The sequence below is a fragment of the Clostridium sp. MT-14 genome, from assembly GCF_042436595.1.
Lineage (GTDB): Bacteria > Bacillota > Clostridia > Clostridiales > Clostridiaceae > Clostridium_B > Clostridium_B aromativorans.
In genome coordinates this window covers 83,040-105,194 of record NZ_JBHMIY010000008.1, presented here as the reverse complement: position 1 = coordinate 105,194, position 22,155 = coordinate 83,040, and the positions used below count along the sequence as shown (strand labels likewise).

The 22,155-nt window shown below is 32.1% G+C and carries 23 protein-coding genes; 5 read left to right on the top strand and 18 right to left on the bottom strand.

What is annotated here, in order from left to right; translation table 11 throughout:
- Nucleotides 1–108: 108 nt before the first annotated feature.
- Together ACFHWD_RS08175 and ACFHWD_RS08170 are read left to right on the top strand one after the other, a co-directional pair.
- On the top strand, nucleotides 109–762 hold the full coding sequence (locus ACFHWD_RS08175; RefSeq protein WP_150356763.1) for a response regulator transcription factor: 654 nt from the start codon (nucleotides 109–111) through the stop codon (nucleotides 760–762).
- Nucleotides 763–2,226 (top strand): ATP-binding protein, encoded by a 1,464-nt coding sequence (locus tag ACFHWD_RS08170; protein ID WP_378061346.1) that lies wholly within the window; start codon nucleotides 763–765, stop codon nucleotides 2,224–2,226.
- 7 nt (nucleotides 2,227–2,233) lie between these two features.
- On the opposite strand, the gene ACFHWD_RS08165 is transcribed toward ACFHWD_RS08170, so the two are convergent.
- The 7 genes from ACFHWD_RS08165 to ACFHWD_RS08135 form a co-directional block, all read right to left on the bottom strand.
- Nucleotides 2,234–3,028 (bottom strand): ABC transporter permease subunit, encoded by a 795-nt coding sequence (locus ACFHWD_RS08165; RefSeq protein WP_378061398.1) that lies wholly within the window; start codon nucleotides 3,026–3,028, stop codon nucleotides 2,234–2,236.
- Between the two features lie 22 nt (nucleotides 3,029–3,050).
- Nucleotides 3,051–3,968 carry an ABC transporter ATP-binding protein gene (locus ACFHWD_RS08160; protein ID WP_378061344.1) on the bottom strand — a complete coding sequence of 306 codons (918 nt, stop codon included), beginning with the start codon at nucleotides 3,966–3,968 and terminating at the stop codon, nucleotides 3,051–3,053.
- Complete coding sequence (locus ACFHWD_RS08155) at nucleotides 3,940–5,085, bottom strand: helix-turn-helix domain-containing protein (protein WP_378061342.1); 1,146 nt, start codon at nucleotides 5,083–5,085, stop codon at nucleotides 3,940–3,942. Before ACFHWD_RS08155 ends, ACFHWD_RS08160 begins: the two co-directional genes overlap by 29 nt.
- A gap of 365 nt (nucleotides 5,086–5,450) precedes the next feature.
- Nucleotides 5,451–6,212, bottom strand: coding sequence for an ABC transporter ATP-binding protein (locus tag ACFHWD_RS08150; RefSeq protein ID WP_150356759.1), 762 nt, complete (start codon nucleotides 6,210–6,212; stop codon nucleotides 5,451–5,453).
- A gap of 35 nt (nucleotides 6,213–6,247) precedes the next feature.
- Entirely contained in the window at nucleotides 6,248–6,676 is a 429-nt protein-coding gene (locus ACFHWD_RS08145; protein WP_150356758.1) for an iron ABC transporter permease, read from the bottom strand.
- On the bottom strand, nucleotides 6,619–7,077 hold the full coding sequence (locus tag ACFHWD_RS08140; protein WP_378061339.1) for an RNA polymerase sigma factor: 459 nt from the start codon (nucleotides 7,075–7,077) through the stop codon (nucleotides 6,619–6,621). Before ACFHWD_RS08140 ends, ACFHWD_RS08145 begins: the two co-directional genes overlap by 58 nt.
- A 43-nt stretch (nucleotides 7,078–7,120) precedes the next feature.
- The gene (locus ACFHWD_RS08135; RefSeq protein WP_378061337.1) at nucleotides 7,121–9,004 is read right to left on the bottom strand and encodes a DNA mismatch repair protein; all 1,884 of its coding nucleotides are present in this window, start codon (nucleotides 9,002–9,004) and stop codon (nucleotides 7,121–7,123) included.
- Nucleotides 9,005–9,259: 255 nt separating this feature from the next.
- Between ACFHWD_RS08135 and ACFHWD_RS08130 the strand changes: the two genes are divergently transcribed.
- Both ACFHWD_RS08130 and ACFHWD_RS08125 read left to right on the top strand, forming a co-directional pair.
- Nucleotides 9,260–9,823 (top strand): TetR/AcrR family transcriptional regulator, encoded by a 564-nt coding sequence (locus tag ACFHWD_RS08130; protein ID WP_378061335.1) that lies wholly within the window; start codon nucleotides 9,260–9,262, stop codon nucleotides 9,821–9,823.
- Nucleotides 9,824–9,839: 16 nt separating this feature from the next.
- On the top strand, nucleotides 9,840–10,931 hold the full coding sequence (locus tag ACFHWD_RS08125) for a radical SAM protein (RefSeq protein ID WP_378061333.1): 1,092 nt from the start codon (nucleotides 9,840–9,842) through the stop codon (nucleotides 10,929–10,931).
- A gap of 83 nt (nucleotides 10,932–11,014) precedes the next feature.
- On the opposite strand, the gene ACFHWD_RS08120 is transcribed toward ACFHWD_RS08125, so the two are convergent.
- From ACFHWD_RS08120 to ACFHWD_RS08075, 10 genes are all read right to left on the bottom strand, one after another.
- The gene (locus ACFHWD_RS08120; protein ID WP_179977407.1) at nucleotides 11,015–11,848 is read right to left on the bottom strand and encodes a DNA adenine methylase; all 834 of its coding nucleotides are present in this window, start codon (nucleotides 11,846–11,848) and stop codon (nucleotides 11,015–11,017) included.
- 60 nt (nucleotides 11,849–11,908) lie between these two features.
- Complete coding sequence (locus ACFHWD_RS08115) at nucleotides 11,909–12,274, bottom strand: VOC family protein (RefSeq protein WP_150358637.1); 366 nt, start codon at nucleotides 12,272–12,274, stop codon at nucleotides 11,909–11,911.
- Nucleotides 12,275–12,466: 192 nt separating this feature from the next.
- Nucleotides 12,467–13,201: a site-2 protease family protein gene (locus tag ACFHWD_RS08110; protein WP_150358636.1), complete on the bottom strand. Its 735-nt coding sequence runs from the start codon at nucleotides 13,199–13,201 to the stop codon at nucleotides 12,467–12,469.
- 71 nt (nucleotides 13,202–13,272) lie between these two features.
- A complete protein-coding gene (locus tag ACFHWD_RS08105) occupies nucleotides 13,273–14,652 on the bottom strand; it encodes an ATP-binding protein (RefSeq protein ID WP_378061330.1) in 1,380 nt (459 codons plus the stop codon).
- The gene (locus tag ACFHWD_RS08100; protein WP_179977410.1) at nucleotides 14,642–15,337 is read right to left on the bottom strand and encodes a response regulator transcription factor; all 696 of its coding nucleotides are present in this window, start codon (nucleotides 15,335–15,337) and stop codon (nucleotides 14,642–14,644) included. The genes ACFHWD_RS08105 and ACFHWD_RS08100 overlap by 11 nt, the downstream gene beginning before the upstream one ends.
- 58 nt (nucleotides 15,338–15,395) lie before the next feature.
- Nucleotides 15,396–16,628, bottom strand: a complete 1,233-nt coding sequence (locus ACFHWD_RS08095) for a hypothetical protein (protein ID WP_378061328.1) — start codon at nucleotides 16,626–16,628, stop codon at nucleotides 15,396–15,398.
- Between the two features lie 221 nt (nucleotides 16,629–16,849).
- Nucleotides 16,850–17,374 (bottom strand): peptidylprolyl isomerase, encoded by a 525-nt coding sequence (locus tag ACFHWD_RS08090; protein WP_179977411.1) that lies wholly within the window; start codon nucleotides 17,372–17,374, stop codon nucleotides 16,850–16,852.
- Nucleotides 17,375–18,023: 649 nt separating this feature from the next.
- Nucleotides 18,024–18,218, bottom strand: a complete 195-nt coding sequence (locus ACFHWD_RS08085) for a hypothetical protein (protein ID WP_179977412.1) — start codon at nucleotides 18,216–18,218, stop codon at nucleotides 18,024–18,026.
- Between the two features lie 216 nt (nucleotides 18,219–18,434).
- On the bottom strand, nucleotides 18,435–19,262 hold the full coding sequence (locus ACFHWD_RS08080; protein WP_229981882.1) for a DUF6179 domain-containing protein: 828 nt from the start codon (nucleotides 19,260–19,262) through the stop codon (nucleotides 18,435–18,437).
- 2 nt (nucleotides 19,263–19,264) lie between these two features.
- Nucleotides 19,265–19,729 (bottom strand): DUF6323 family protein, encoded by a 465-nt coding sequence (locus ACFHWD_RS08075; protein WP_150358547.1) that lies wholly within the window; start codon nucleotides 19,727–19,729, stop codon nucleotides 19,265–19,267.
- Nucleotides 19,730–20,003: 274 nt separating this feature from the next.
- Between ACFHWD_RS08075 and ACFHWD_RS08070 the strand changes: the two genes are divergently transcribed.
- Nucleotides 20,004–21,308 carry an ectonucleotide pyrophosphatase/phosphodiesterase gene (locus ACFHWD_RS08070; protein WP_150358546.1) on the top strand — a complete coding sequence of 435 codons (1,305 nt, stop codon included), beginning with the start codon at nucleotides 20,004–20,006 and terminating at the stop codon, nucleotides 21,306–21,308.
- Between the two features lie 15 nt (nucleotides 21,309–21,323).
- Here ACFHWD_RS08070 and ACFHWD_RS08065 read toward each other — a convergent pair whose 3' ends face one another.
- Nucleotides 21,324–22,079 (bottom strand): dipeptidase, encoded by a 756-nt coding sequence (locus tag ACFHWD_RS08065; RefSeq protein WP_150358545.1) that lies wholly within the window; start codon nucleotides 22,077–22,079, stop codon nucleotides 21,324–21,326.
- Nucleotides 22,080–22,155: the final 76 nt, after the last annotated feature.

Sequence of the window (22,155 nt, the reverse complement as noted above, 5' to 3'; positions counted from 1 at the left end):
ATAGGCAAAATAACTTTATATATAAACAGGATTCAGGCATCAGATGGGACTTTTTTATATTCTATCTGATGCTTGAAAATTGTTATCCAGGGTTCGGGAGGGTTTTAAATGATAAAAATATTGATTGTAGAAGATGAAGTCCCAATATCAAATCTCATTAAACTAAATTTGGCATTGGCAAATTATGAGTGTAAACAATGTTATGATGGACAGGAGGCTTTAAATATATTGAAAAATGAAAACTTTGATTTAATACTTCTAGATGTAATGCTTCCTAAAATTGATGGTTTTACGCTTTATAAAAAAATAAAACCATTGGGATTGCCGGTGATTTTTTTAACTGCAAGAACTTCTGTTGGTGATAGGGTAAGCGGACTCAAAATGGGGGCGGACGACTACATAATAAAGCCCTTTGAAGGTATTGAACTGATTGCAAGAATTGAAAATGTATTAAGACATTACAATAAAAATTGTAAAATACTCAAATACAGGAATTTAGAAATAAATTTAGAAGAAAGGACAGTAAAAGAAAATGGAAAATTGATAGATCTTACGTTAAAGGAATTTGAACTTTTAGCATTTTTAATGCAAAACAAAAATAAAGTTCTTACAAGAGAACGCCTGATAGAAAAGGTATGGGGATATGATTATATTGGAGAAACCAGAACTATAGACAACCATATTCAAAAATTAAGAAAAAAATTGGCCATGAGAGATAGCATAAAAACCGTATTTGGTTTGGGATATAGAATGGAGGAATAAATGAAGCTCTGGGAAAAAATATTCATAAGTATTTTACTCGTTTTTCAGGTATTCTTTATTTCTTCAAGTATTTTTTTGATTAATAGAAGTTTTAATTCAAATTTGGACAATGAAATCAATTCTGGAATAAGTGAACAAAACAGACTTTGCATTTCCCTGGCAGCAGATATGTATCTAGCTAAAATGCATCAATATCCGGACAATATCCAGAAAAAGTTTAGTAAAGAGGATACAGACTCCATTGTAAGTACTTATATAAGTCATTTTAAAGAAGGAAAAATATTCATAAATGTAACAGATAAAAATGGAAATGAAATCATCACTAATTTTAAAGTAAATGCAGACAAAACAAAAAAGCAATTACATGCTCCCTTAAATAAAGTTTCTTATGTAATAAAAGATGTGAAGGGTAAATCCTATTTATTTATAGATAAGAAAATTAATTTGAATGACAATGATTATAACATTTCTTACATAAAGGAAGTATCTTATATATATGAAAATGAAAAATTCATGTTTAACCTTTTAATGAAGTTAAATGTGTTCTTATGTATAACTCTAGCAGCAGTCATGATAGTATTAAGTAAAATTATTACAAGACCTATAAATGGATTAATAAAATCCACCAAAAAAATATCTGAAGGAAATTTTAGTGAAAGAGTGGAAATAGATACGGATGATGAAATTGGCCTGCTGGCCGAAAATTTTAACAATATGGCTGATGTCATAGAAGATAAAATAAAGGCTTTAAAAAATGTGTCACAGGATAAGCAGAGGTTCATTGATAATTTGGCACATGAACTGAGAACTCCACTGACTTCCATTATAGGTTATGCAGATTTTTTACGAACTAACAAGTGTGATGAAGAAACTTCCATACAATCTTTAAATTACATATACAGTGAAGGTAAAAGACTGGAGAGCTTATCTTCTAAATTGATGGATTTAATAATTCTCAAAAAAGAAAATTTGGATATAAAAAAGGTAAATGTAAAAGAACTTTTATATGAAATACGCAGTCGATTAACTCCCAAATTAAAGGAAAGCACTATAGACTTAAAAATTGTTTCAGGAGATTTTTATATGTCAATTGATAAAGAGCTTATGATAATACTAATAAGCAATCTTGTTGACAATTCAATAAAGGCTTCTAAAAGTGGTGATGAGATTCATTTAAAGGCATATATGGATGAAGACCCTATTATTGAGGTTGAGGATATGGGGGTTGGAATTTCTAAAGCTGACATGGAAAAGATATTTGAGCCTTTTTATATGGTTGATAAATCAAGGGATAGGCGTAATAATGGGGCTGGTTTAGGACTTGCATTGTGTTCAAAAATCGCTGAAATTCACGATGCCAAAATTCATGTGGAAAGTGAGCTGGGTAAAGGCACTAAAATAAAGCTTCGTTTTGTGAACAACTGTGACTTATCAGGCATAAAATCCGGTCATAATATTATCTAATGTATATTCAAATCAGCTTTTCAGGAATAAATCCGGAGGAAATCCTCTTTACAAGTATATAATCAAGTGCCAGCAGAGCTCCGCCTCCTACAAGCATCACAGCTTTGCTGAGCAAAAGTACCCCTGTCATCTGGCCCACCAGTAAAAGAATTACTGGAATGAGAAGAAAGCCGCTTACCTGCTGTGCTTCCTGGAAGGTTTCCGATTTCGCAGATACCATCACAGTAAATGTCAGCGATAGTAAATTAACTGCAGGTGAAATCCAAAATATGATTATAAGCCATTTTATATCCGGGAAAATAAGTTTTCCAAAATAGATGAAACCCCCGATATCAAATATAATACCAAAGATTATAAATGAAATAAAGGTAATTATGTAAGATGGCACAAAGACACCTAAAATCTTGGCTCTGAGCAGCTGTTCCATGGATATTGGCGTATAAAGCAGAGATTCCATGGTCTTGTGTTCCTTTTCTCCCACAAAACTGCTGGCTCCGATAACTCCTGAACACATTATTGGAATTATAAGAAAATATGACGGAAACATAAAGTTCAGCGATACTTTTATTAAAAGCTGGGCAGGAGTATATGCACCATATTCCGAAGGCAGCTTTTTTAAAAGAGGAGCCATCTTTGCAAAGGTACTTGAATCACTTCCAATAAAATTCGCACCTACAAGTACTGCCAGAGGTATAATTACAATGAGGACAATAGGCACAATAGCCATGGGAACAATAACCCGTTTTGAACTTATTGTTTCATTTACATCTTTATATATCAACGCTTTTTCACTTTTATTAATCATTTTTCAAGTCACCTCAAACTTATAGTGTTATATCATCGGATATACCCTTGATATATTTAAAGTACAGCTGCTCCAGGGACCATTTCTGCTGTATTGCCTCATAGATTTCCCCGCCGCCTGCCAGTATATTCTGTATTAGAGTATTAGCATCTTTGTCCCCTGAAATAGACTTGCTGTATGTGTCATTGCCATCATGAATAAATCCAAATTTACTCGAAATATTTTTTCCTCTTATCTTCAACTGAAGAGCTGCGTTTTTCCTTGAAGCAAGCTCATCAAAGGTGCCCAGGCCGAGGACACTGCCATTGTTTATAAAACCGTACAGTGTACAAATATCCTCAGCATATTTTAACTGATGTGTGCAGAGAAATATTGTAACCTGGTTTTCCTCGGCAAGTTCTTTTATAAGCCTTGTGACATTCAGTGCGTTTTCCGGGTCCAAACCGGAAGTAGGTTCGTCAAGAAATAAAATCTGAGGATTGTGAACTAATGCTACAGCCAGTGAAACCCTCTTTCTCATTCCCGTACTGAAAGATTTCACCTTCTTGTCTCTTACATCCCACAGCTCCAATCTTTTTAATATAAAGTCCACCCGTTCATCAAGCAGTTTTTCTTCCATCTCATGCATTTTTCCAAAGAACATCAGATTCTGTCTGGCAGTAAGATTTTCATAACAGGAAGCGCTTTCTGTCATAACTCCACACAATCTATGAATCTCGATATTATTTTTCCCTACAGGTATCCCCAGAATTTCAGCATGTCCTGATGTGGCTGAAAGAACCCCGTTTAGGATTCTAACTGTGGTGGTTTTCCCCGAGCCATTGGGACCGAGAAAGCCGAATATCTCACCTTTTGGTATGCTCAGACTTACACTGCTTAAAGCACTGACCTTTCCATCATAGGATTTTTCAAGATTTTCTATATTTATGGCATCCATCTGTCCCACCTAATTTCCCTTTCAATTTTTCAACAAGCAAATTGTACCGTTCATCTCCTTTTAAAGGTGAAAATGCAGGATTTTCAGCAACTGTATCAACAAAATTTTTCTTGATTGTCATATCATCTATGGGAGTATTTGTTCCGATACAATTATTATCCTCAAACCATTCAGCTACCTGGTTAAAATATTCATTCCCTTTAAATCTAATTGGAAATTTAATTCTGCAGACAGTATCCACATAGCGCTCTAAAGCATCCATTGCCTTTTCTTTTTTCTGTTTCATCAGATATCCCTGTGCAGCAGTGATATGAATTCCAAAGACATTATTTGTCAAAATATCTTTAAGTTGAAAAGAATCAATAATCTGGAGGCCCTGGGAATAGATCTTATCAAATAGAACTGGCTCTTCCACGTTCAGAAAAAGATAATTGTTTAAAAGCGTCAGTGTGCTTATTACATTATTGTAAAGCAGTATTTGATTCACGATTTTTGCCTGGTCAGTTTTTCCCTGCATCCTATATGCATTGATCAGTATGGAATCATCCCCGCTGTAGGGAGCTAATTCATTATCCAGCAGGCGAATGACTTCTTCACTGTTTCCCAGTACCATCTCTGCCAATGCTTCCTTGGTATTTGCATCTTTTATTTCAGAAATATTCTCCGACTCCTCTTTTATTCTCTTGCTCAGCAATATACACTGCTGAAAAATTTGTTTTTTCACCACTTCTGTTTTTGCCAGAATGGAATAATTCAATAATAATTGAATCATGGAAAGCAAAAATGGGAAACAGGAATAATACTTTTTTATCAATTTCCTGCACTGCTCTATGACTTCATCAAAGGGATTCACGGCAAATTCATGTGAAAGACTATTATATATTTTTTTAATGTCTTGCTTTGTAAGCTGCGGAGAATATCCCAGTAATTCATCCACTGAAATGTTGAAATAGGCTGCAAGCTCTGGAAGGAGCAAAATATCAGGGTAGCACAATCCGGATTCCCATTTGGAAACAGATGCTTTGGAAACTCCAATATAATCTGCCAGCTGTTCCTGTGTTATTCCCCTCTTTTTTCTCATATGAACAATACATTTACCTATATTCAACACTTTCATATCTATCACCTCTAATAATATTTTATATGTTAATCTGTTTCCCGTAAATGGATTTGTAGTTGATTTTAGTAGAAAAAATCAACCTGGAGGAAACCTGATTTTATATATGATGAAGTATCAGAATTGCATTCTGATTTTGGCAGATCTAGTATTGATCTTGTAGTGCTTATAAACTTTTTAGCAATCCATTTATACCTTTTCAAGCTGTATTTTAACGATAGAGTCTATTTCATTTCTGGAGTTGCTTTCATAATACTCCTTAAGCTTTTCAGGTCTTGGTTAATGATAGCTATGGGTCAGTTGCCATGACAAAATTTAGAAATAAATGAGTAAGTTTTATTTATTTATAAAATAAAGTATTTTTATTATCCAATAAATACAATATTTTTTCTATTGAGACTGGGAATCTCCACAATCAAAGCTTGAACTCCAAACACATCTTTAATTAATTTTTCTGTTAAAATTTCTTCCGGTACTCCAAAAGTAACGACTTTTCCCTTATTCATTACATATAATTTATCACAATAAGTTGCTGCAAGATTTAAATCGTGCATTGCGGCAAATATTTCAACTTTCAATGACTTAACCGTTCGTAAAAGCTGTATTTGATATTGAATATCTAAATGATTAGTCGGTTCATCTAATATCAATGCTTTTGGTTCCTGAGTTAAAACTCTGGCCATCATAACACGCTGCTGTTCCCCTCCTGACAATGTATTAAAATTTCTTACGGCAAAATCAGCCATTCCTGTTTTAAGCAAAGATTCATGTGCCAACAAATAATCATTTTCATTATCTTGTTCCATGAGTTTTTTATGAGGTGTCCGACCCATAAGCACGACTTCTTCCACCGTAAAATCGAAATTTAAGTTATTCATCTGGGTCATTACACCTAATTTTTGGGCTGATTCTTTAGGAGTTATTGCTTCTAAGCTTTTTCCATCTATCCATATTATACCTTTATTAGGCTTTAAAACGCGATAAATTGTTTTAAGGAAAGTCGATTTTCCACTCCCGTTTGGACCAATAATGCCAACAAATTCCTTATTTTTTACTTCTGCATTAATATCACGAATAATCATCTTATTCCCAATTTTTACTGATAAATTTTCTGCCTTTATCTCCATTTACTCATCTCCAAACCCATAAGATTTTCTCATCATTAACCAAATAAAGAAAGGCCCTCTCCAACCATAGAAGTTATAATACCAATTGGAAGTTCACCATTTTTAAGTATAATTTTTGATACAACGTCACACCAGATCATAAAAATCGAACCTACAATCACAGACAAAGGAATGACATAACGATGATCTGAACCTACAATCATTCGAACAATATGAGGAATAACTAACCCGGTAAAACTGATAACACCAACTGCTGCCACTAAAATTCCTGTAACAGCTGCTGAAAAAGCAAGATAAATTTTACGGACATTTGTTACATCAATTCCTAAAGTAGTAGCTGATTCATCTCCAATTAATAAGGTATTCATAACACGAAATTGAGTTAAAAAGAATAAAATACAGATTATTACAATAACCGTTGGAACCAATAAAACTTTCCATGAAGAACTAGCCAAACTACCCATTGTCCAAAAAGTAACGGATCTAATTCCTTCAGAATCCCCTGCGTCGTTACTGCAAATTTGTATGGTTCATTCAGATTATGGATGAGAACGTGCAATCGTCTTGCCGCATCTTTATCAAGATAATCTTTTTCTAAATCTGATGTTGTGTATGTAAAATCCCCACCTATTCCCAGAGCCATCCGCTTTCGTTTTTTGGAAAGCGAGAAGTAAGTGTTTTTAGCAATCTGACAAAGCCATACGTATAATTTGCAGCTTCCATTGAACTTATCTATATGCTGCATGGCTTTGAAAAAAGTTTCCTGTGTAACTTCTTCAGCAATATCCTCATTACGACACAGAGCCAGAACGTATTTATATACACCGGAAAAGTTTTCTGCATATATTTCTCCAAAGTCTGTCATTTCACACCTCCCATGTATAAGACTCAGCTCCTGTAAAAGTGTTTCAAAGTTTTTGATTTTTTTCTATTTCAATACCAGCTAATTTCATTAAATATACAGCATTTCTCGTATCTGAAATTCCCTCTTTCAATTTATAGTCAAAATAAATCTTGTTATTCCTGTAATACTCGGAAAAATGATAATTTCTGATTTTTGATTTTCTATAATCGGCCATTTCACCTAACTCCAAGTCATGAGTGGATATAAATCCCAAATTACCTATTTTACTCAATTGTTTTACTAAAATCGTTGCTCCGGTATGCCTGTCTCTCGAATTGGTTCCTTTAAAAATTTCATCTAATAAAAATAGTATCCTTTTTCCTTTTTTTGAAGCTTCAACAATATTCTTAATCCTCAATATCTCTGCATAAAAAGAAGATATATTTTGTCCCAGGTTATCATTTACTCTCATACAGCTGTAAAGATCCATAATAGTACAGAAAAACTCCTCGGCACATACAGGAGCCCCGGCATATGCCAACACAATATTAATTCCTACAGTTCGCAAAAATGTACTCTTTCCAGACATATTAGACCCTGTTACAAGCATAACCGAATATGATTCTCCTATCTTCAAGTCATTACATATGCGGTTTTTTTCTTCCAGAAGAGGATGTCCCATATTCTTTGCTGTAATTATCGATGATCCAGCTGCAATCCCAGGCATACACCAATGTGGATTATCGTATTTAATAACTGCAATACTGCATAAGGCCTCTAATTCTCCTATTACATCAATCCACTCATGAAAATTGTTTCCCGACTTTATTTTCCATTTTTCAACAGAAATATTCCAGTAATATTCTATCATGAGTATTGGATTCAAAATGGAATACAATATATTACGTCTATTGGCTATGGACCCGCATATTTTAGAAAAGGCCTCTATTTGCCCATATGCACTTGTTCCATCATTACTGTAAAGCTTTTTACATAAGTTCACAATATACTTTGATTTAAATTCATGTTTCTCTATAAGTCCAATCATATTTTTATACATTTTTATGTCAGAATTATATTTTTCGGCAATAATTAAGTTTTTAATCCTGTCTTTTCTATTTATTTTTAGAATAATGCACTGAACTAAAATTAAACTGACAGGAACATAAGAAGGAACCAAATAAAATATTTTTGGTACAGTTTTGTAAACATCAAACAAAGCTGCTAAAATAAAATAGACTATTTTAACCATCAAAGTCAAAGTAGTTGCTGCTGTTACAGTTGAGAGAATTCTCAAAGCCCAAATCAGCTGTTTTTTTAATATATAATCTTTCCCCTCTTTTAGCCATGAAAAAAGTTCCTTTGAATTTTGTTTATTATTTGGAATCATTTTTCCTTCTGCTTCAAATTGCTGTCTAAAATAGATTTTATGTGCAAGCTCTACAACTGTGGACTGTCTGTCATATATATTTTGTTTATCCTGAGGCTTTTCTGTCAGCAATTTTTTTAACTTCTGCCTTCCAATACAAGTGTGGGCTGTATTTATCAATTGAAATAGAGAACCTTTGCCAAAAATATCGAGATCATATGAATAATTATGATTCTTATCTATAAAATCCCCGCCAATATCCTCAAAATTCCTCCACTTTCCATTTAATCGTTTTATTGAAGCTTGATTTACTTTAACCAGTGCAGCCGAGTGCATTATTTTAGTTTTCATATTTGTCTGTAAATAAGCTAGATAAAACAGCAAGCTGAGCATAATTAAAACTGTAAAATTAAATATAAAAGATTCTCTTAATATATACATTTCTATTAAAGCTATAAATCCTGTTATAAAAATAATAAGTCTTAAATTACTTATACCAGCCATATATTTTTGCTGCCTTTTAATTAATAAATTGTACCTGTGTTTTCTTTTTTTATATTCTTCCAGTGCCGATAGCATTTTTAAATCCTCCCAATTTAAATCATATTTCATCTGCTTTTTTAAAGGGCTATAAAAACTTTTTTATCTAAATTCTTGAATATATTATAGTACTACCATTAGTTACTTTCATTTCAACTGTTTCCCTTAAATGGATTTACAGTTGATTTTATAATTAAAACCTTTTTAAATTGAGCAAATTCGCATATTGATATATTATTACAATTAGGTTATAATAAAACGTGTATTAAACATGTTTGAAAGTGAGGTATCAAATTGAACAATCCAAATAGTACAAAAGAGCTATTGATAAAAACGGTAGTAGAATTATTGCAGGAGTGTAGCGATATTTCAGAAATAACCTCGAGAAAAATAACAAAAAGAGCCAATGTGAATTTATCAACAATAAATTACTATTTTAATTCCAAAGATGAATTGGTAAACATTGCTGTAAATAAATTAATAGGAGACACTGCAGATATATATTTTCAAAATATGACAAGCAGCAGCAGTTCACCAAAAGATAAGCTTAAAAATTTCTTAATTAGTATTAGTGATATGGTCGTCAATTATAAAAAATATACAAAACAGATAATTCCCTATATCTTATTAAAGGAGAAATTCATTCAAACTCTGGAAATACTGCCCTTAATCAGAGATTGTTTTGAAGAAAGCAAAAGTGATAAAGAGTGCAAAGTTATTTCATATCAATTGATTTCATTTATGCAGCTGGTATTCTACAGAGCGGATGAATTTAAATCCTTCAGTAAAATTGACATCATGAATAAAAAGGAAAGAGATGAACTCATTGATATGGAACTGAATTTATTGATCAAATAAAAGTTGGAGGTTAATAATGAAAAAAACATTTAATTTATCTGAATATATGAGCAGGGGTATTGAAATTATAGTGAAGAATGTTTTGAAGTCATCTATAAAAAATCCAAAAGAAACTCAATTTTTAATAAAATATATGCTGTCGATAGCAGCTGCAAATAATAGAAGAAATATACTGGAAAGTGAGGGAGAACATATTCCTCCATTTTTAATGGCAAGCATTTCCTCCAGCTGCAATTTATATTGTAAGGGGTGCTATGCAAGGGCCAGCAGCTCCTGTGGAGATAACTTAAAGGATACTGAAATATCAGAAGAAAGGTGGGAACAGCTATTTAATGAAGCAAGAGAACTTGGAATCTCATTTATATTACTCTTAGGCGGGGAACCCTTGATGAGAAGAGGTATTATTGAAAAGGCTTCTTCTGTTAAAGAAATAGTTTTTCCGATCTTCACAAACGGAATCCTGTTGGATGAGGATTATATAAATTTAATTGATAAAAATAGAAACCTGGTGCCGATAATAAGCATTGAAGGCAATGAGTATCAAACTGACTCCAGGCGTGGGAAGAATACCTATAATTTAATAATGACTGCAGTGGATAATTTAAATAAAAGAAAAATTTTATTCGGATGTTCTATAACTGTAACAACTGAAAATATAAAAACTGTTACAAATGAAGGATTTATACAGGATCTTTATAATAAAGGAACAAGAGTACTGGTATTTGTAGAGTATACTGCGGTAATCAAATCCACTGAAAAGCTTGCACCCACAAAAAAAGAGCGCCTTTTGCTGGAAAAAAAGCTGGAGGAATTAAGACAGGCATTTGAAAGCATGGTATTTTTATCATTTCCAGGTGATGAGAAATACATGGGAGGATGCCTGGCAGCCGGGAGAGGATTTTTTCACATAAATGCCAATGGCAGCGCAGAGCCATGTCCCCTCTCTCCCTATTCAGATGTAAATTTAAAAGACTCCAGCCTTAGAGAGGCTTTAAAATCACCATTATTCAAAAAACTTAAAGATAACGAGATGCTGGTTGGAGAACATAAAGGAGGATGTACATTATTTAAAAAAGAAGATGATGTTAAAAAATTTTTAAGTACCTGATTGCAAGTATTATATACAATATTTGCTAAATATCGTTATTGTATTTGTAGACATCAGGAAAACAGATACTATAGATAATTTACCTATATGCTATAATTTCTAATCAACACTTCTTCGACTTCCCCTCTTTTAGAGGCAACACTGTTAATTGATCTGTTAGCATTGACTATTTCAATACTATAACCACTATAGAGCTTCCTGATAAATTCGGTATTACTGTTTGATAAGAGAAATCTTATCTTCTTTTTTTTTAATTCATCACAAACTTCCTTTAATTCAATTTGTTGCTCCCTTCTAAATCCTCCTGTGGTATATCCTGTAAAATTGGAACTGTGACTTATAGGATCATATGGAGGGTCAAAATATACAAATGAATTTTTTTTAATTCCTTTTAAAACTTCTTTATAATCACCAGATTTTATTACAATATCATTCTCATTTAAAAATTTGCTCACTGCCCTCAAAATTACATCATTAACGATATTAGGATTTTTGTACCGTCCAAAAGGAGTATTAAAATATCCTGCTTGATTTACTCTATATAGCCCATTATAACATGTCTTATTCAAGTATATAAACCTGCTGGCCTTTCTTACTTCTGACCAATTTTTATACTCCTTCTTTCTGTCAAATTCTCTCATTTTATAATAAAATTCTTCATCATTGGGATAAGTTTTTAAATATTGAATCAATTCCTCTACTTTATTTTTTATAACATTATACGTATTTATTAATTCAAAATTGTAATCATTTATAACCGCTTTTTTAGGCTGCAAATCGAAGAAAACAGCTCCCCCACCCACAAACGGCTCATAATACTTATAATTTCCTTTAGGTATATATTTACCTATTCCTTTAATTAACTGACGTTTTCCCCCAACCCATTTAACAAAAGGTTGAATTGATTTATTCTTCATAAATATATTTCATTCCTTTAAAGATAGATACTTTTATAAGAAAAAAGAAAGTGATGTATATCATCTGTTTTCAACTATCTGAACCTCCACTCCATTTGGATCCTCTATAAAAAAGAATTTAACTTTTGGTGATGGTGAAATAGGTCCTCTTTTAATGATTATACCTTTGCTTTTTATATATTTCATAGTTTCATCCAGCGATTTCACTTCAAATCCGATAGATATTCCCCTGCTTTCAATTTTAGAATTATTACCTTTATCATATATCAATTCAATTTTGGGTTTATCATTTTCTCCAATCATAGCAATATCCACCCCTGAATTTGGACTAAATCTACTAAAAATTTTAATTCCCAGCAGTTCATTGTAAAATTTCAAAGATTCCTCCATACTTTTTACGTTTAATGTTATCCAGCAAAAATTCATAATATATCAATCCTCCATATCATATTTTATATTTTCTTTATTTCTAATTATCTCTATAGATAACTTTTCTACTTCCTATTAGTTCCGTTTCCAACAAGCACTGTCAGAGCAAAATATATGTATTATCATCTCTGTCATCTAATTGACCTCCTCTACTTTTTTCAATTTAAGTGATTATGACGGGCTCTTTAATTATTTATATCGAAGAATGCTTTGAAATAATTCCCTGAAATCAAACATGGCATAAAGATATATTCCGCTGACTGCTAATGATGTTAGTAGTATACCATAAATTATTATAAATTTTATTTTAATGCTTTTAGTCAGTTTAAAATAGAAGCTGTTTTTATATTTTCTGGTAAAATCATATGTTTGGTAAATCCCTATTGCAAGAATAATAAGTAATGAAATTTTGCCTTTCAAACCTTTTATAGATATAAGTAAATACAATATAAACGGCAGCCCTATATAACATATAACAGGAGATATTGCTTCAGCTATATGACCTCCATCAAGGGGTTTTACAGGAATTAAATTTATTAAGTTAATTACCATGGAAGTGAAGCTCAACACCAAGAATGTAACATCCCCTGTAAAATAATAAATTGCATAGTAGATAAATCCAAATATGCCCCCAAAAAGTGGACCTCCTATTGCAACAATTGCGTTTTCCCTGCAGTTCTCAATATTTTCATGAACTATATATGCACCAAAAGGCGTAAACCCTCCAAAAGCAACTTTTAAATTCAAAAATTTTGCTGAAACATAATGCCCGGCTTCATGAATAAGTAAAATAAATAAATATCCCAATGCATAATAAAAATTAATGACAAATCTCAATACCAATATTGTCAGAGAAACTATGAATACATTAAATACTATTTTTCCCACACCTGGCTTTTTTATTAAATCCACACTGTCTTTCACATTGTAATCCTCCCCATCTCCTCATCAAGTATTTGTCAATTATAGGCTTAGTTTTCTTTTATAAAAAGTATTTACAAATCATTTCTCAATTTCACATATATTATAAAGGTATTGTCCTTGTTTTTCGCCCATACCTCTCCCTTATGCAATTTAACAATATTCTTTACTATTGCAAGCCCTAATCCTGAATTATTTTCATAAGAATTTCTTGACTTATCTCCCATGTAAAGCCTTTCAAATATCTTTCCAATTTGCTCATCTGATAAATCCTGAATGGGTTTATTTTGAAAACTCACTACTGTGTTTTTTTTATCTGAAGTAATATTCACATATACACTGCTGTTTTCAACACTATATTTTACGGCATTGGACAGTATATTCTGAAAAGCTCTGCTTATGAGGTAGGGATCCACATTCAATTTCAGATCTTCCATATCATACTTTTTTACAAATTCAATCCCCGATTTCTCCGCCAAAATGGACATCTCCCCTATAATCTGTTCCATAATTTCAACTATGTTCACATTACACAACTCGGTTTTTACTTCACCGCTTTCCAGCTTTGAATATTGAAACAGATTGTCTATTAACAGCTTGAGCTTTTCCGCCCTTTCCAGAGACTTTTTACTGTAGATTTCCCTATTTTTTACGGAAGTGTTTTTGTCGTTTAATAGATATAGATAGCCAATCAAAGAGGTAAGAGGAGTTCTCAAATCATGGGACAGATTTGTCATCAATTCATTTTTAAACCTTTGAAGAGATTTTTCACGTTCCATCATATTTTTCAGATTGAGTGACATCCTATTTATTTCCTCTGCCAAAATTCCCAGTTCGTCACTGCCTCTTTTTTCAAGTTTACAGTTCAAGTTTTCCTGGGAAATTTTTACTATGCCTTTGCATATATACTTTATATACTCAACTTTTTTATAAGACCAGAAATAAATAATTCCCAGTGAGATCACAATTGGAAATGCTATTATAAATACATGTTTGAATATTTCATGGTATGCCCCTGAGTTTTTCCATGTAACAAGTACATATTTATTTCCTGAGATATACAAATCATATAATTCATATACTCTTTTCCCAATGTGATCTTTCACCATATGCTCTCTTAAAGAATCCAAATCCATATACCTGTCTTTTATTCCCTTTGATTTCAAAACTATATTGCCTTTCATATCAGCAAGCGCTATGTTTATATTATTCAACTGTGCAAGATTATCTATATAGTAATTATTTTGGAGGTCGGTGGATTTAACATACCTGGTAACCTGTACATAAGCATCATTTGATGCATTGACAAAATTCTGGGTGTTATTTTTATCAGAAATTATAATTTGGACAGAAATAGCTATTCCAATTACTAATATTATAAAACTGAATATGTTTATTATAAGAAGTTCCCTGGATATACTTTTCAGAAAAAATTTTCCTATTTTATTTATCAATTTTATAGCCTATTCCCCATACCACTTTTATGTATTTGGGCTCTCCTGGGTTTATCTCTATCTTTTCTCTTATATTCCTTATATGCACTGCCACCGTATTCTTGGAATTGTAAAAAGCTTCATTCCATACATTTTCATATATAGTTTCCGTACTGAGCACCCTTCCCCTGTTTTCCGCAAGTACCTTTAAAATAGAAAATTCAATGGGAGTAAGTTCTACTAAATTCTCCCCAACAAATACCTCATGGGATTCAGTATCTATTGTAAGATCATCTATAACAATCTTATCCCTGTTATGAGGTTTCTCCCCATTGAATTCTGAATATCTTCTGATTTGGGATCTTACCCTGGCCACCAGTTCCAGTGGATTAAAAGGTTTTGTCACATAGTCATCGGCACCTATATCAAGGCCCAATATTTTACTGCTGGGATCATCTTTTGCAGAAAGCATTATAATAGGTATTTTTTTCTCCTTTCTAATTTCAAGGCAAGTATGCAGTCCATCCAGCCCCGGCATCATTATATCCAATATTATCAAATCCACAGCTTGCTTTTTCAACTTTTCTATTGCTGACCCCCCATCACAAGCAGTGATCACCTCAAATTTGTCATTTTGGAGATAAATCTTTATTATATCCAGAATATCCTCGTCATCGTCTACTACCAATACACTGTATCCCTTCATGCAAATGTCCCCCTTACTGCAATTCACAATTAAAACAATAATTTTATTATAACATGTTCTATAATTTTACGCTTTTTGCAGATTTGATAAAATTAAATCTTTCCGCAAAACATGAGAAGAAGTAAATCATTATAAATGTACAGGGAAATGAATAACGGGGCTGGCCTTCAGAAATAAAATACACAAGGGCAAACATGTAAAAACAGATAAGATTGTATATTGAATAGCGATCTACAGACTTTTTACCTGAAAATCCCTTAATTGTTATTACACTGTATACAAGCAGCATGACTACAGCAGGAACAAATACCACATATCTTGCAGCATAGGCGTAAAATGAAAATATGAATTTAAAAATTGGGTTTACATTTGCACCATTGAAACTATAGTCTATTTCACTGAAGCCGATATAGGTAATAAACAGCCGTTTGAACCCAAGCTGAACAAATTCTGCTGGATGTGCTTTTATCCATTTCCGTGCTGCCCTGGAGAGCATTTTGTTTTTATCCGTAGCATTGGCATTTATATATTCAGTCTTTTTTACAACAGAATTGCGCACATTTCTGGCATCCATCCACAAGCCATATCTGTTCTGGGAATTATTGTTTACATAAAGTACTATTCCCCCATTGTTGGATATAAAAGTGAACTGCCCCAGGAGTCTGGTATTTCTATATAACCATGGGGATATGGCTACAGCACTTATTATAAATACTATAATTGAATGTTTTAATACTGCCGAAAACTTCATTTTGAAGCACAGTTCCACTATAAAAACCAGAAGAAAAAATCCCAGGAAAAATGGTTTTACCATGGCACCCGCAGCTGTCAGTACGCCAATCAGTATGTATTTGTGTTTAACATCATAGAAGTATAAAAACGTTATTAAAAGCAATATGGCAGTAAACAGTATTTCTCCTGCTAAAATACTGTTGTAGAATATATTGCTGGGGAAAACAACAAATAGACCATATGTAAATTTACGCCTTTTCTCACTCAAATCTGCTTTTTTTAATATTTTATAAAAAAGTACGTAGTTTACGAATGTAAGTGTTAAATTAAAAATTTTTGCTGCTGCCAAGCTACTGCCAAAAATTCTATATACAAGCCCCAGCACAACGGGATACCCCACAGAAGTGTAGGTGTCACCCCAAGGTCCTCCAGCCGCTATCTGTCTGGCTAGTCCATCATAATAGGCAAAATCGGAAAAGGGCTGTGTATTTACCAAAAGCACCCACAGTATACTCATTAAAATTCCGAACAGAGCAGCTTTCCTATAATATTTCTCCATAACAATCCTCCTTTTGATTTTCATATCAGATTCCATTTTAAAAAAAACTTTTAAAGAATCAGTTATAAAATCTATGAAGATTTTCTGAAGATTATACTGACAAGCTGCAAAGACTTTCCTTTTGAATAAAAGAAAAATGAGAAATATAATTCCCGAGCCTAAAAGCTCAGGAAAATTGATTATCACTATTCTATAACTTTTTACAATTTTAAATATGTATTTTAACCCTCTACCTTTTCGGGTTCATCATATTTTTCCCCAAAAGTCTCTACAGTTACCTTTTTCATTTTTTGATCCTCATAAGGCCTGTCGTTATAATCCCTTTTTTGTGATACTATTTCATCTATCTCTTCCATTCCCTCTATAACTTTTCCAAAAGCAGCATACTGGCCGTCAAGATGAGGGGCATCATCCGTCATTATAAAGAATTGAGAGCCCGCAGAATTTGGTGCCATGGTCCTTGCCATAGAGATCACTCCCCTTGTATGTTTTAAATTATTTTTAAAATTATTCGATGAAAACTCACCTTTAATGGAATAACCTGGTCCTCCCATTCCACTACCTTCAGGATCTCCTCCCTGAATCATAAATCCGGGTATTACTCTGTGAAAAATTGTATCATCATAAAAGCTCCTGTTTATCAAAGATATAAAATTATTCACCGTATTTGGTGCAATATTTGGATAAAGTTCCATCTTTATGGTTCTGTTATTTTCCATTTCAATTGTAACTACAGGATTTTTCATTTATTTTCCCTCTTTCTATAATAAGATTTGATTGTGTATATTTATCCAATAGCTACCTGCCCTAATACTGCCACTTCTACAAGTGACAGATAAGGGCAGCTACGCTCCTGGATAACGATTTCTAAACTTCAGGTGATGTCAAAAATCCCACCTGAAGAAAGAACTCTGTTTATACTATTGAAGCTTTTATATAATTATATAATATTCACCCTGTTTATTAAAGCCCTGGATCTCTCTAGAGCTTTTCTTTGTATTTTTACCAGCCTATATTCTCCAATTTTACCTTTATAAATATATAAATAAAAAATTAAGCAAATAACAATTGAATTGATAAAAATAATAAAAAATATCATAAAAGAGTGTATTTTTTGCTTCAATTATAATATAATAATAAGGTATGTAGGTNTTTGTATTTTTACCAGCCTATATTCTCCAATTTTACCTTTATAAATATATAAATAAAAAATTAAGCAAATAACAATTGAATTGATAAAAATAATAAAAAATATCATAAAAGAGTGTATTTTTTGCTTCAATTATAATATAATAATAAGGTATGTAGGTGAGTGATTACAGAGAAATTGTAAATTCACAAAATCATGTTATACGAGAAAGAACCTATATATAAGCAAGTAACTTCTCCCAAAAGTTACTTGTTGTTTTCATTTTTTGGTTCATCTATTTTAACTTTAACATCTGTCAAAATCTTATCTTTCGAAACACCGGTCTTGCTTTCAAAAAACATTTTAAGTTTATCCTGTTTATAGCAGAAAACTGAAATAATACATAAACTCAATATCTCGGTAATTGAAAGCACTACAATGCACAGGAAGAAAAAGTTCATTCACATTACCCCCTTCCATTGTGCCAACCTGTCATCCCTGTAACCACCCATACAGTAATGATAGAAAGGGGTACTTCTATATAACATGAATCATTACTATTAAATACATTATAGCATAATAATGGTAATGATTAAAAGATACCAAGTTTATGTATTTTTTATATTTATGTGAACAAATCAAAAATGAGAGGTAGATAAGATACAGGTACATTAATATCAGCCATAAATATGAATGATTGTTTTTCCTATATTTTTTATCCTTTTTTCACTCTGTCCCAGCAAAAAATTGACATAGTAATTCTGCCACTCCCTTTCCATGTTTCCTCTACAGTTTATCAACTGCTCGTGTGTAAGTTTAAAGGAGCTGCATGCCAGATCATCATAAAATACAGTTTTCCCCAATAGGGCAAGAAAAGTATCATCAAGAGATTCAAATACCTCACATAGAGTTAAAAAAGCACATTGTTCAATAAGTATTTGAAAAACACTGATCGGTGATTGTGAAATATCTATTTTATATTTTTCCCCATAGCCTTTAAGTATTTCTAAAATAGATGATTCCTTAAAAAAATTGCAGAATTCTGTTTCAACTTTCAATTTTTCAAGATACTGTTTTATGTAAAAAATTCCTTTTATATTCATATCATCAAAAACAAGAGGATAATCCATACTGGAGTATGTATCCTGCGCCCCAAAAATTATATCATAATTTTTAAAAAAATCCGGCAGTGCAGCATCTATCGTATCATTATACATCTTAACTGGAACCCGAAGTCTATTTTCTTTTATTTCTTCGTAAAGTTTTTCACATTGGCAGAAAGTTTCTTTTAAAATTTCAATCCCCTTTTTATAAATTTCAAGTATATTTCCTTTTGAAATTAAAAAAGACCTGCTGGAGTCTTGCTGATTTTGAACACAGGCATTAACTGCATAATAAATCGAACCTAAAATACGAAAAGCAGTATCTTCCTTTATGGAACTGCCCTTTCCCCTTGTATATTTCACTATTAGGTTTTGAAAAATTGACATTATATCTCCTTCCAATGTTACTCCTCCTCTTCCCTACAAGTAAGCTTTTTACCATGCCTGAAATTATTTATAATTTTTTCAGTACCTTTTCCCATTACAAGTTCCATGGAACCATTATAGACATTTCCATAAAAAAACATTAAGGCTTCCAATACCTGTTTATCAGGTAAAAAGTCTGACGTACAGTTTTTTACATAGTGAAAAATCGCATACATATCATTGATTGTTTCCACTAAATTATCCTGATTTACATAAGGAGATTTTCCAATTTTTCTTATAATGAATTCAATTATATCCAGATTGAGCTCAATTCTACCCTGACTTTTCAAGGTGCTGTTTTTTGCATTTATTATATCTTTTATATCCTCTACACCAAGAACAAGATTGTACTTACTTAACTCGGCATTTAACTTGAAAATTTCATCTATGCTGTTAGATTTTTTAGATTTACTTACTGAGTCAAATATTTTGGGCAAATTCATGACTTTTCCTCCTAAAAATTTAATTTAGTACATTTGACATATAATTTATTTTGTGATAACATATGATATATTGGGTTTTTGTATGTATTTTTAATTTATTATATCATACCAATATATAAAAACAAGCCATTTCTATTTTTTTCTACCTCAAATTATCTCATCTCATTATTAATATTCTTTAATAATCTTATAATATAATCATAATCTACAAGTGGTATATTAAAAATATTGTTGTAATTATTTAAAAATCACTATTATCAGGGGGAAATTTCAAATGGAAAAGCTTACAAAATATTTATATATAATATCTTTTGACGGACTTGCCACTTTAGATTTTAAATACATCTCTTCTTTACCTAACTTTAAAAAATTTCTTGCCGAAGCTTCCTATTGTAAAAAAGTATACAGTGTTTACCCCTCCCTAACATATCCTGCCCATGCCAGCATTGTCACGGGAAAGTATCCCAAAAATCACGGAATAGTAAACAATACCTTATTACAGCCTAATAGAAAATCACCGGACTGGTACTGGGACAGACAATATATAAAAGGAGACACAATTTATGATCTTGCAATAGACAGGGGAATGACAGTAGCAGCCTTGTTATGGCCTATCACAGCAAAATCCAGAATACAATACAACATGCCGGAGATTTTTCCCAATAGGTCCTGGCAAAATCAAACTATAGTATCTTTATTGAATGGAAACCCTTTATTTGAATTTCAACTAAATCAGAAATTTGGTTATTTGAGAGATGGTATGAAGGAACCTGAATTAGATAATTTTACCCATGAATCACTTCTATATACTATAAAAAACAAGAAATCTGATATAACATTTGTCCACTATTCCGATTTGGATTCTATGCGCCACTGCAGTGGATTTTATTCTGAAGAAGCAAATGCCGCACTTCTAAGGCATGACAAAAGGTTAGGTGAAATAATTATAACCTTGAAAGAAAATGATATGTATAACGACAGCACAATTATAATTTTAGGTGATCACAGCAGCATGGATGAGGATAAAATTATAGAACTCAATGTATTATTGAAAAACAATGGATATATTGATGTAGACGAAAGAGGGAAAATTAAAAACTACAGGGCAATATCAAAAAATTGTGATGGCTGTGCCTATATATATTTAAAGAACAAAGACGATAAATTGTTGATAGACAAACTCTATTCTCTTATAGAAAATTTCAATAAAGAAAATCAATGTATCGAAGAAATATACAAAAAAGATATTGTAATGAAATTAGGCGCTGATCCAAATTGTGCTTTTATGGTTGAAGCAAAAAAGGGATTTTATTTTCTTGATGACACGGTGGGAGACATAATAAAATATATAAAACCGGAAGATGTGAGCAGCTCACATAATATCACAAGAGCCACCCACGGGTACTCGCCATACAGAAAAGACTATACAACCGTCTTTATGGCAAGCGGCAGAGGAGTAAAAAGAGGTGTAGTTGTAGATGATATGAATTTGGTTGATGAAGGACCAACTATGGCAAAATTGCTTGGAATTGAGTTAAAAGATGCAGACGGAAGAATTATAAATGAAATATTGGAGTAATAAGTTGATGTCAATCTACTTATTTATGACATTATCTAACACCCGAAGATAATTTTCACAACCTATTTTCTCAATATCTTTACTGTTGTAACCACGATTTGAAAGTATTTTTAATACCTTATTTGCTTCTCCATGCCCTTTTATAACATCAAATGATATTCTAGAGTTGCTATATATTTGTCCACTTTCTTCAAAACGATCGCAGAAATCAAATCCGAAACCAACATGATCTATCCCTGCCAAATTAACAATATAATCAATGTGTTTTGCTAAATATTCAGCATTTGAATCTTCATCATTATCGGCTACCATAATACTGGATGCATTAACACATATTATGCCACCTCTGTTTGCAATCGCCTTTATTTGAAAATCTGTAAGGTTTCTTTTTATATTAGATAAAGCTCTACTATTAGAATGTGATGCGATAAATGGATTTTTTGTAAATTTAAGTACATCATCAAATCCTTCATCATTCAAATGGCTTACGTCTATAAGCATCCCTAATTTTTCTGCTTCCTTTATAAGGTTAAATCCAAAATCGGTCAAACCTCCTTTACGGCCTTCAGGAACGTCTGTATAGTGACACCCATCTGCTGCATAATTTCTTCTACTCCAGGTAAGTCCTAACCCTCTTACGCCGAGTTTGTAGAAAATTTTTAAAAGATCAAGATCATTGTATAAAGGCTCTACCCCCTCAAAAGATAAAATAATACCTAATTTTTTATCTTTAATTGCACTCATTACATCATTAAAATTTTTACAAAGCATAAGTTTATTGATTTTTTTAATAGGAAAGTATACACTTATAAAAGGGCAGCTGTAAAATATTAATTAAAAGGGGAGT

What these genes read in the sequence shown, in the direction of transcription:
- ACFHWD_RS08155 (WP_378061342.1), bottom strand. Translation starts at nt 5,085, where the DNA reads ATGAAAGTGTTGAATATAGGTAAATGTATTGTTCATATGAGAAAAAAG.
- ACFHWD_RS08095 (WP_378061328.1), bottom strand. Translation starts at nt 16,628, where the DNA reads ATGGAGAAATATTATAGGAAAGCTGCTCTGTTCGGAATTTTAATGAGT.
- ACFHWD_RS08145 (WP_150356758.1), bottom strand. Translation starts at nt 6,676, where the DNA reads ATGGGTAGTTTGGCTAGTTCTTCATGGAAAGTTTTATTGGTTCCAACG.
- ACFHWD_RS08090 (WP_179977411.1), bottom strand. Translation starts at nt 17,374, where the DNA reads ATGAAAAATCCTGTAGTTACAATTGAAATGGAAAATAACAGAACCATA.
- ACFHWD_RS08100 (WP_179977410.1), bottom strand. Translation starts at nt 15,337, where the DNA reads ATGAAGGGATACAGTGTATTGGTAGTAGACGATGACGAGGATATTCTG.
- ACFHWD_RS08120 (WP_179977407.1), bottom strand. Translation starts at nt 11,848, where the DNA reads ATGAAGAATAAATCAATTCAACCTTTTGTTAAATGGGTTGGGGGAAAA.
- ACFHWD_RS08125 (WP_378061333.1), top strand. Translation starts at nt 9,840, where the DNA reads ATGAAAAAAACATTTAATTTATCTGAATATATGAGCAGGGGTATTGAA.
- ACFHWD_RS08150 (WP_150356759.1), bottom strand. Translation starts at nt 6,212, where the DNA reads ATGGAGATAAAGGCAGAAAATTTATCAGTAAAAATTGGGAATAAGATG.
- ACFHWD_RS08135 (WP_378061337.1), bottom strand. Translation starts at nt 9,004, where the DNA reads ATGCTATCGGCACTGGAAGAATATAAAAAAAGAAAACACAGGTACAAT.
- ACFHWD_RS08065 (WP_150358545.1), bottom strand. Translation starts at nt 22,079, where the DNA reads ATGCTTTGTAAAAATTTTAATGATGTAATGAGTGCAATTAAAGATAAA.
- ACFHWD_RS08140 (WP_378061339.1), bottom strand. Translation starts at nt 7,077, where the DNA reads ATGACAGACTTTGGAGAAATATATGCAGAAAACTTTTCCGGTGTATAT.
- ACFHWD_RS08160 (WP_378061344.1), bottom strand. Translation starts at nt 3,968, where the DNA reads ATGGATGCCATAAATATAGAAAATCTTGAAAAATCCTATGATGGAAAG.
- ACFHWD_RS08175 (WP_150356763.1), top strand. Translation starts at nt 109, where the DNA reads ATGATAAAAATATTGATTGTAGAAGATGAAGTCCCAATATCAAATCTC.
- ACFHWD_RS08085 (WP_179977412.1), bottom strand. Translation starts at nt 18,218, where the DNA reads ATGAACTTTTTCTTCCTGTGCATTGTAGTGCTTTCAATTACCGAGATA.
- ACFHWD_RS08075 (WP_150358547.1), bottom strand. Translation starts at nt 19,729, where the DNA reads ATGAATTTGCCCAAAATATTTGACTCAGTAAGTAAATCTAAAAAATCT.
- ACFHWD_RS08115 (WP_150358637.1), bottom strand. Translation starts at nt 12,274, where the DNA reads ATGAATTTTTGCTGGATAACATTAAACGTAAAAAGTATGGAGGAATCT.
- ACFHWD_RS08070 (WP_150358546.1), top strand. Translation starts at nt 20,004, where the DNA reads ATGGAAAAGCTTACAAAATATTTATATATAATATCTTTTGACGGACTT.
- ACFHWD_RS08170 (WP_378061346.1), top strand. Translation starts at nt 763, where the DNA reads ATGAAGCTCTGGGAAAAAATATTCATAAGTATTTTACTCGTTTTTCAG.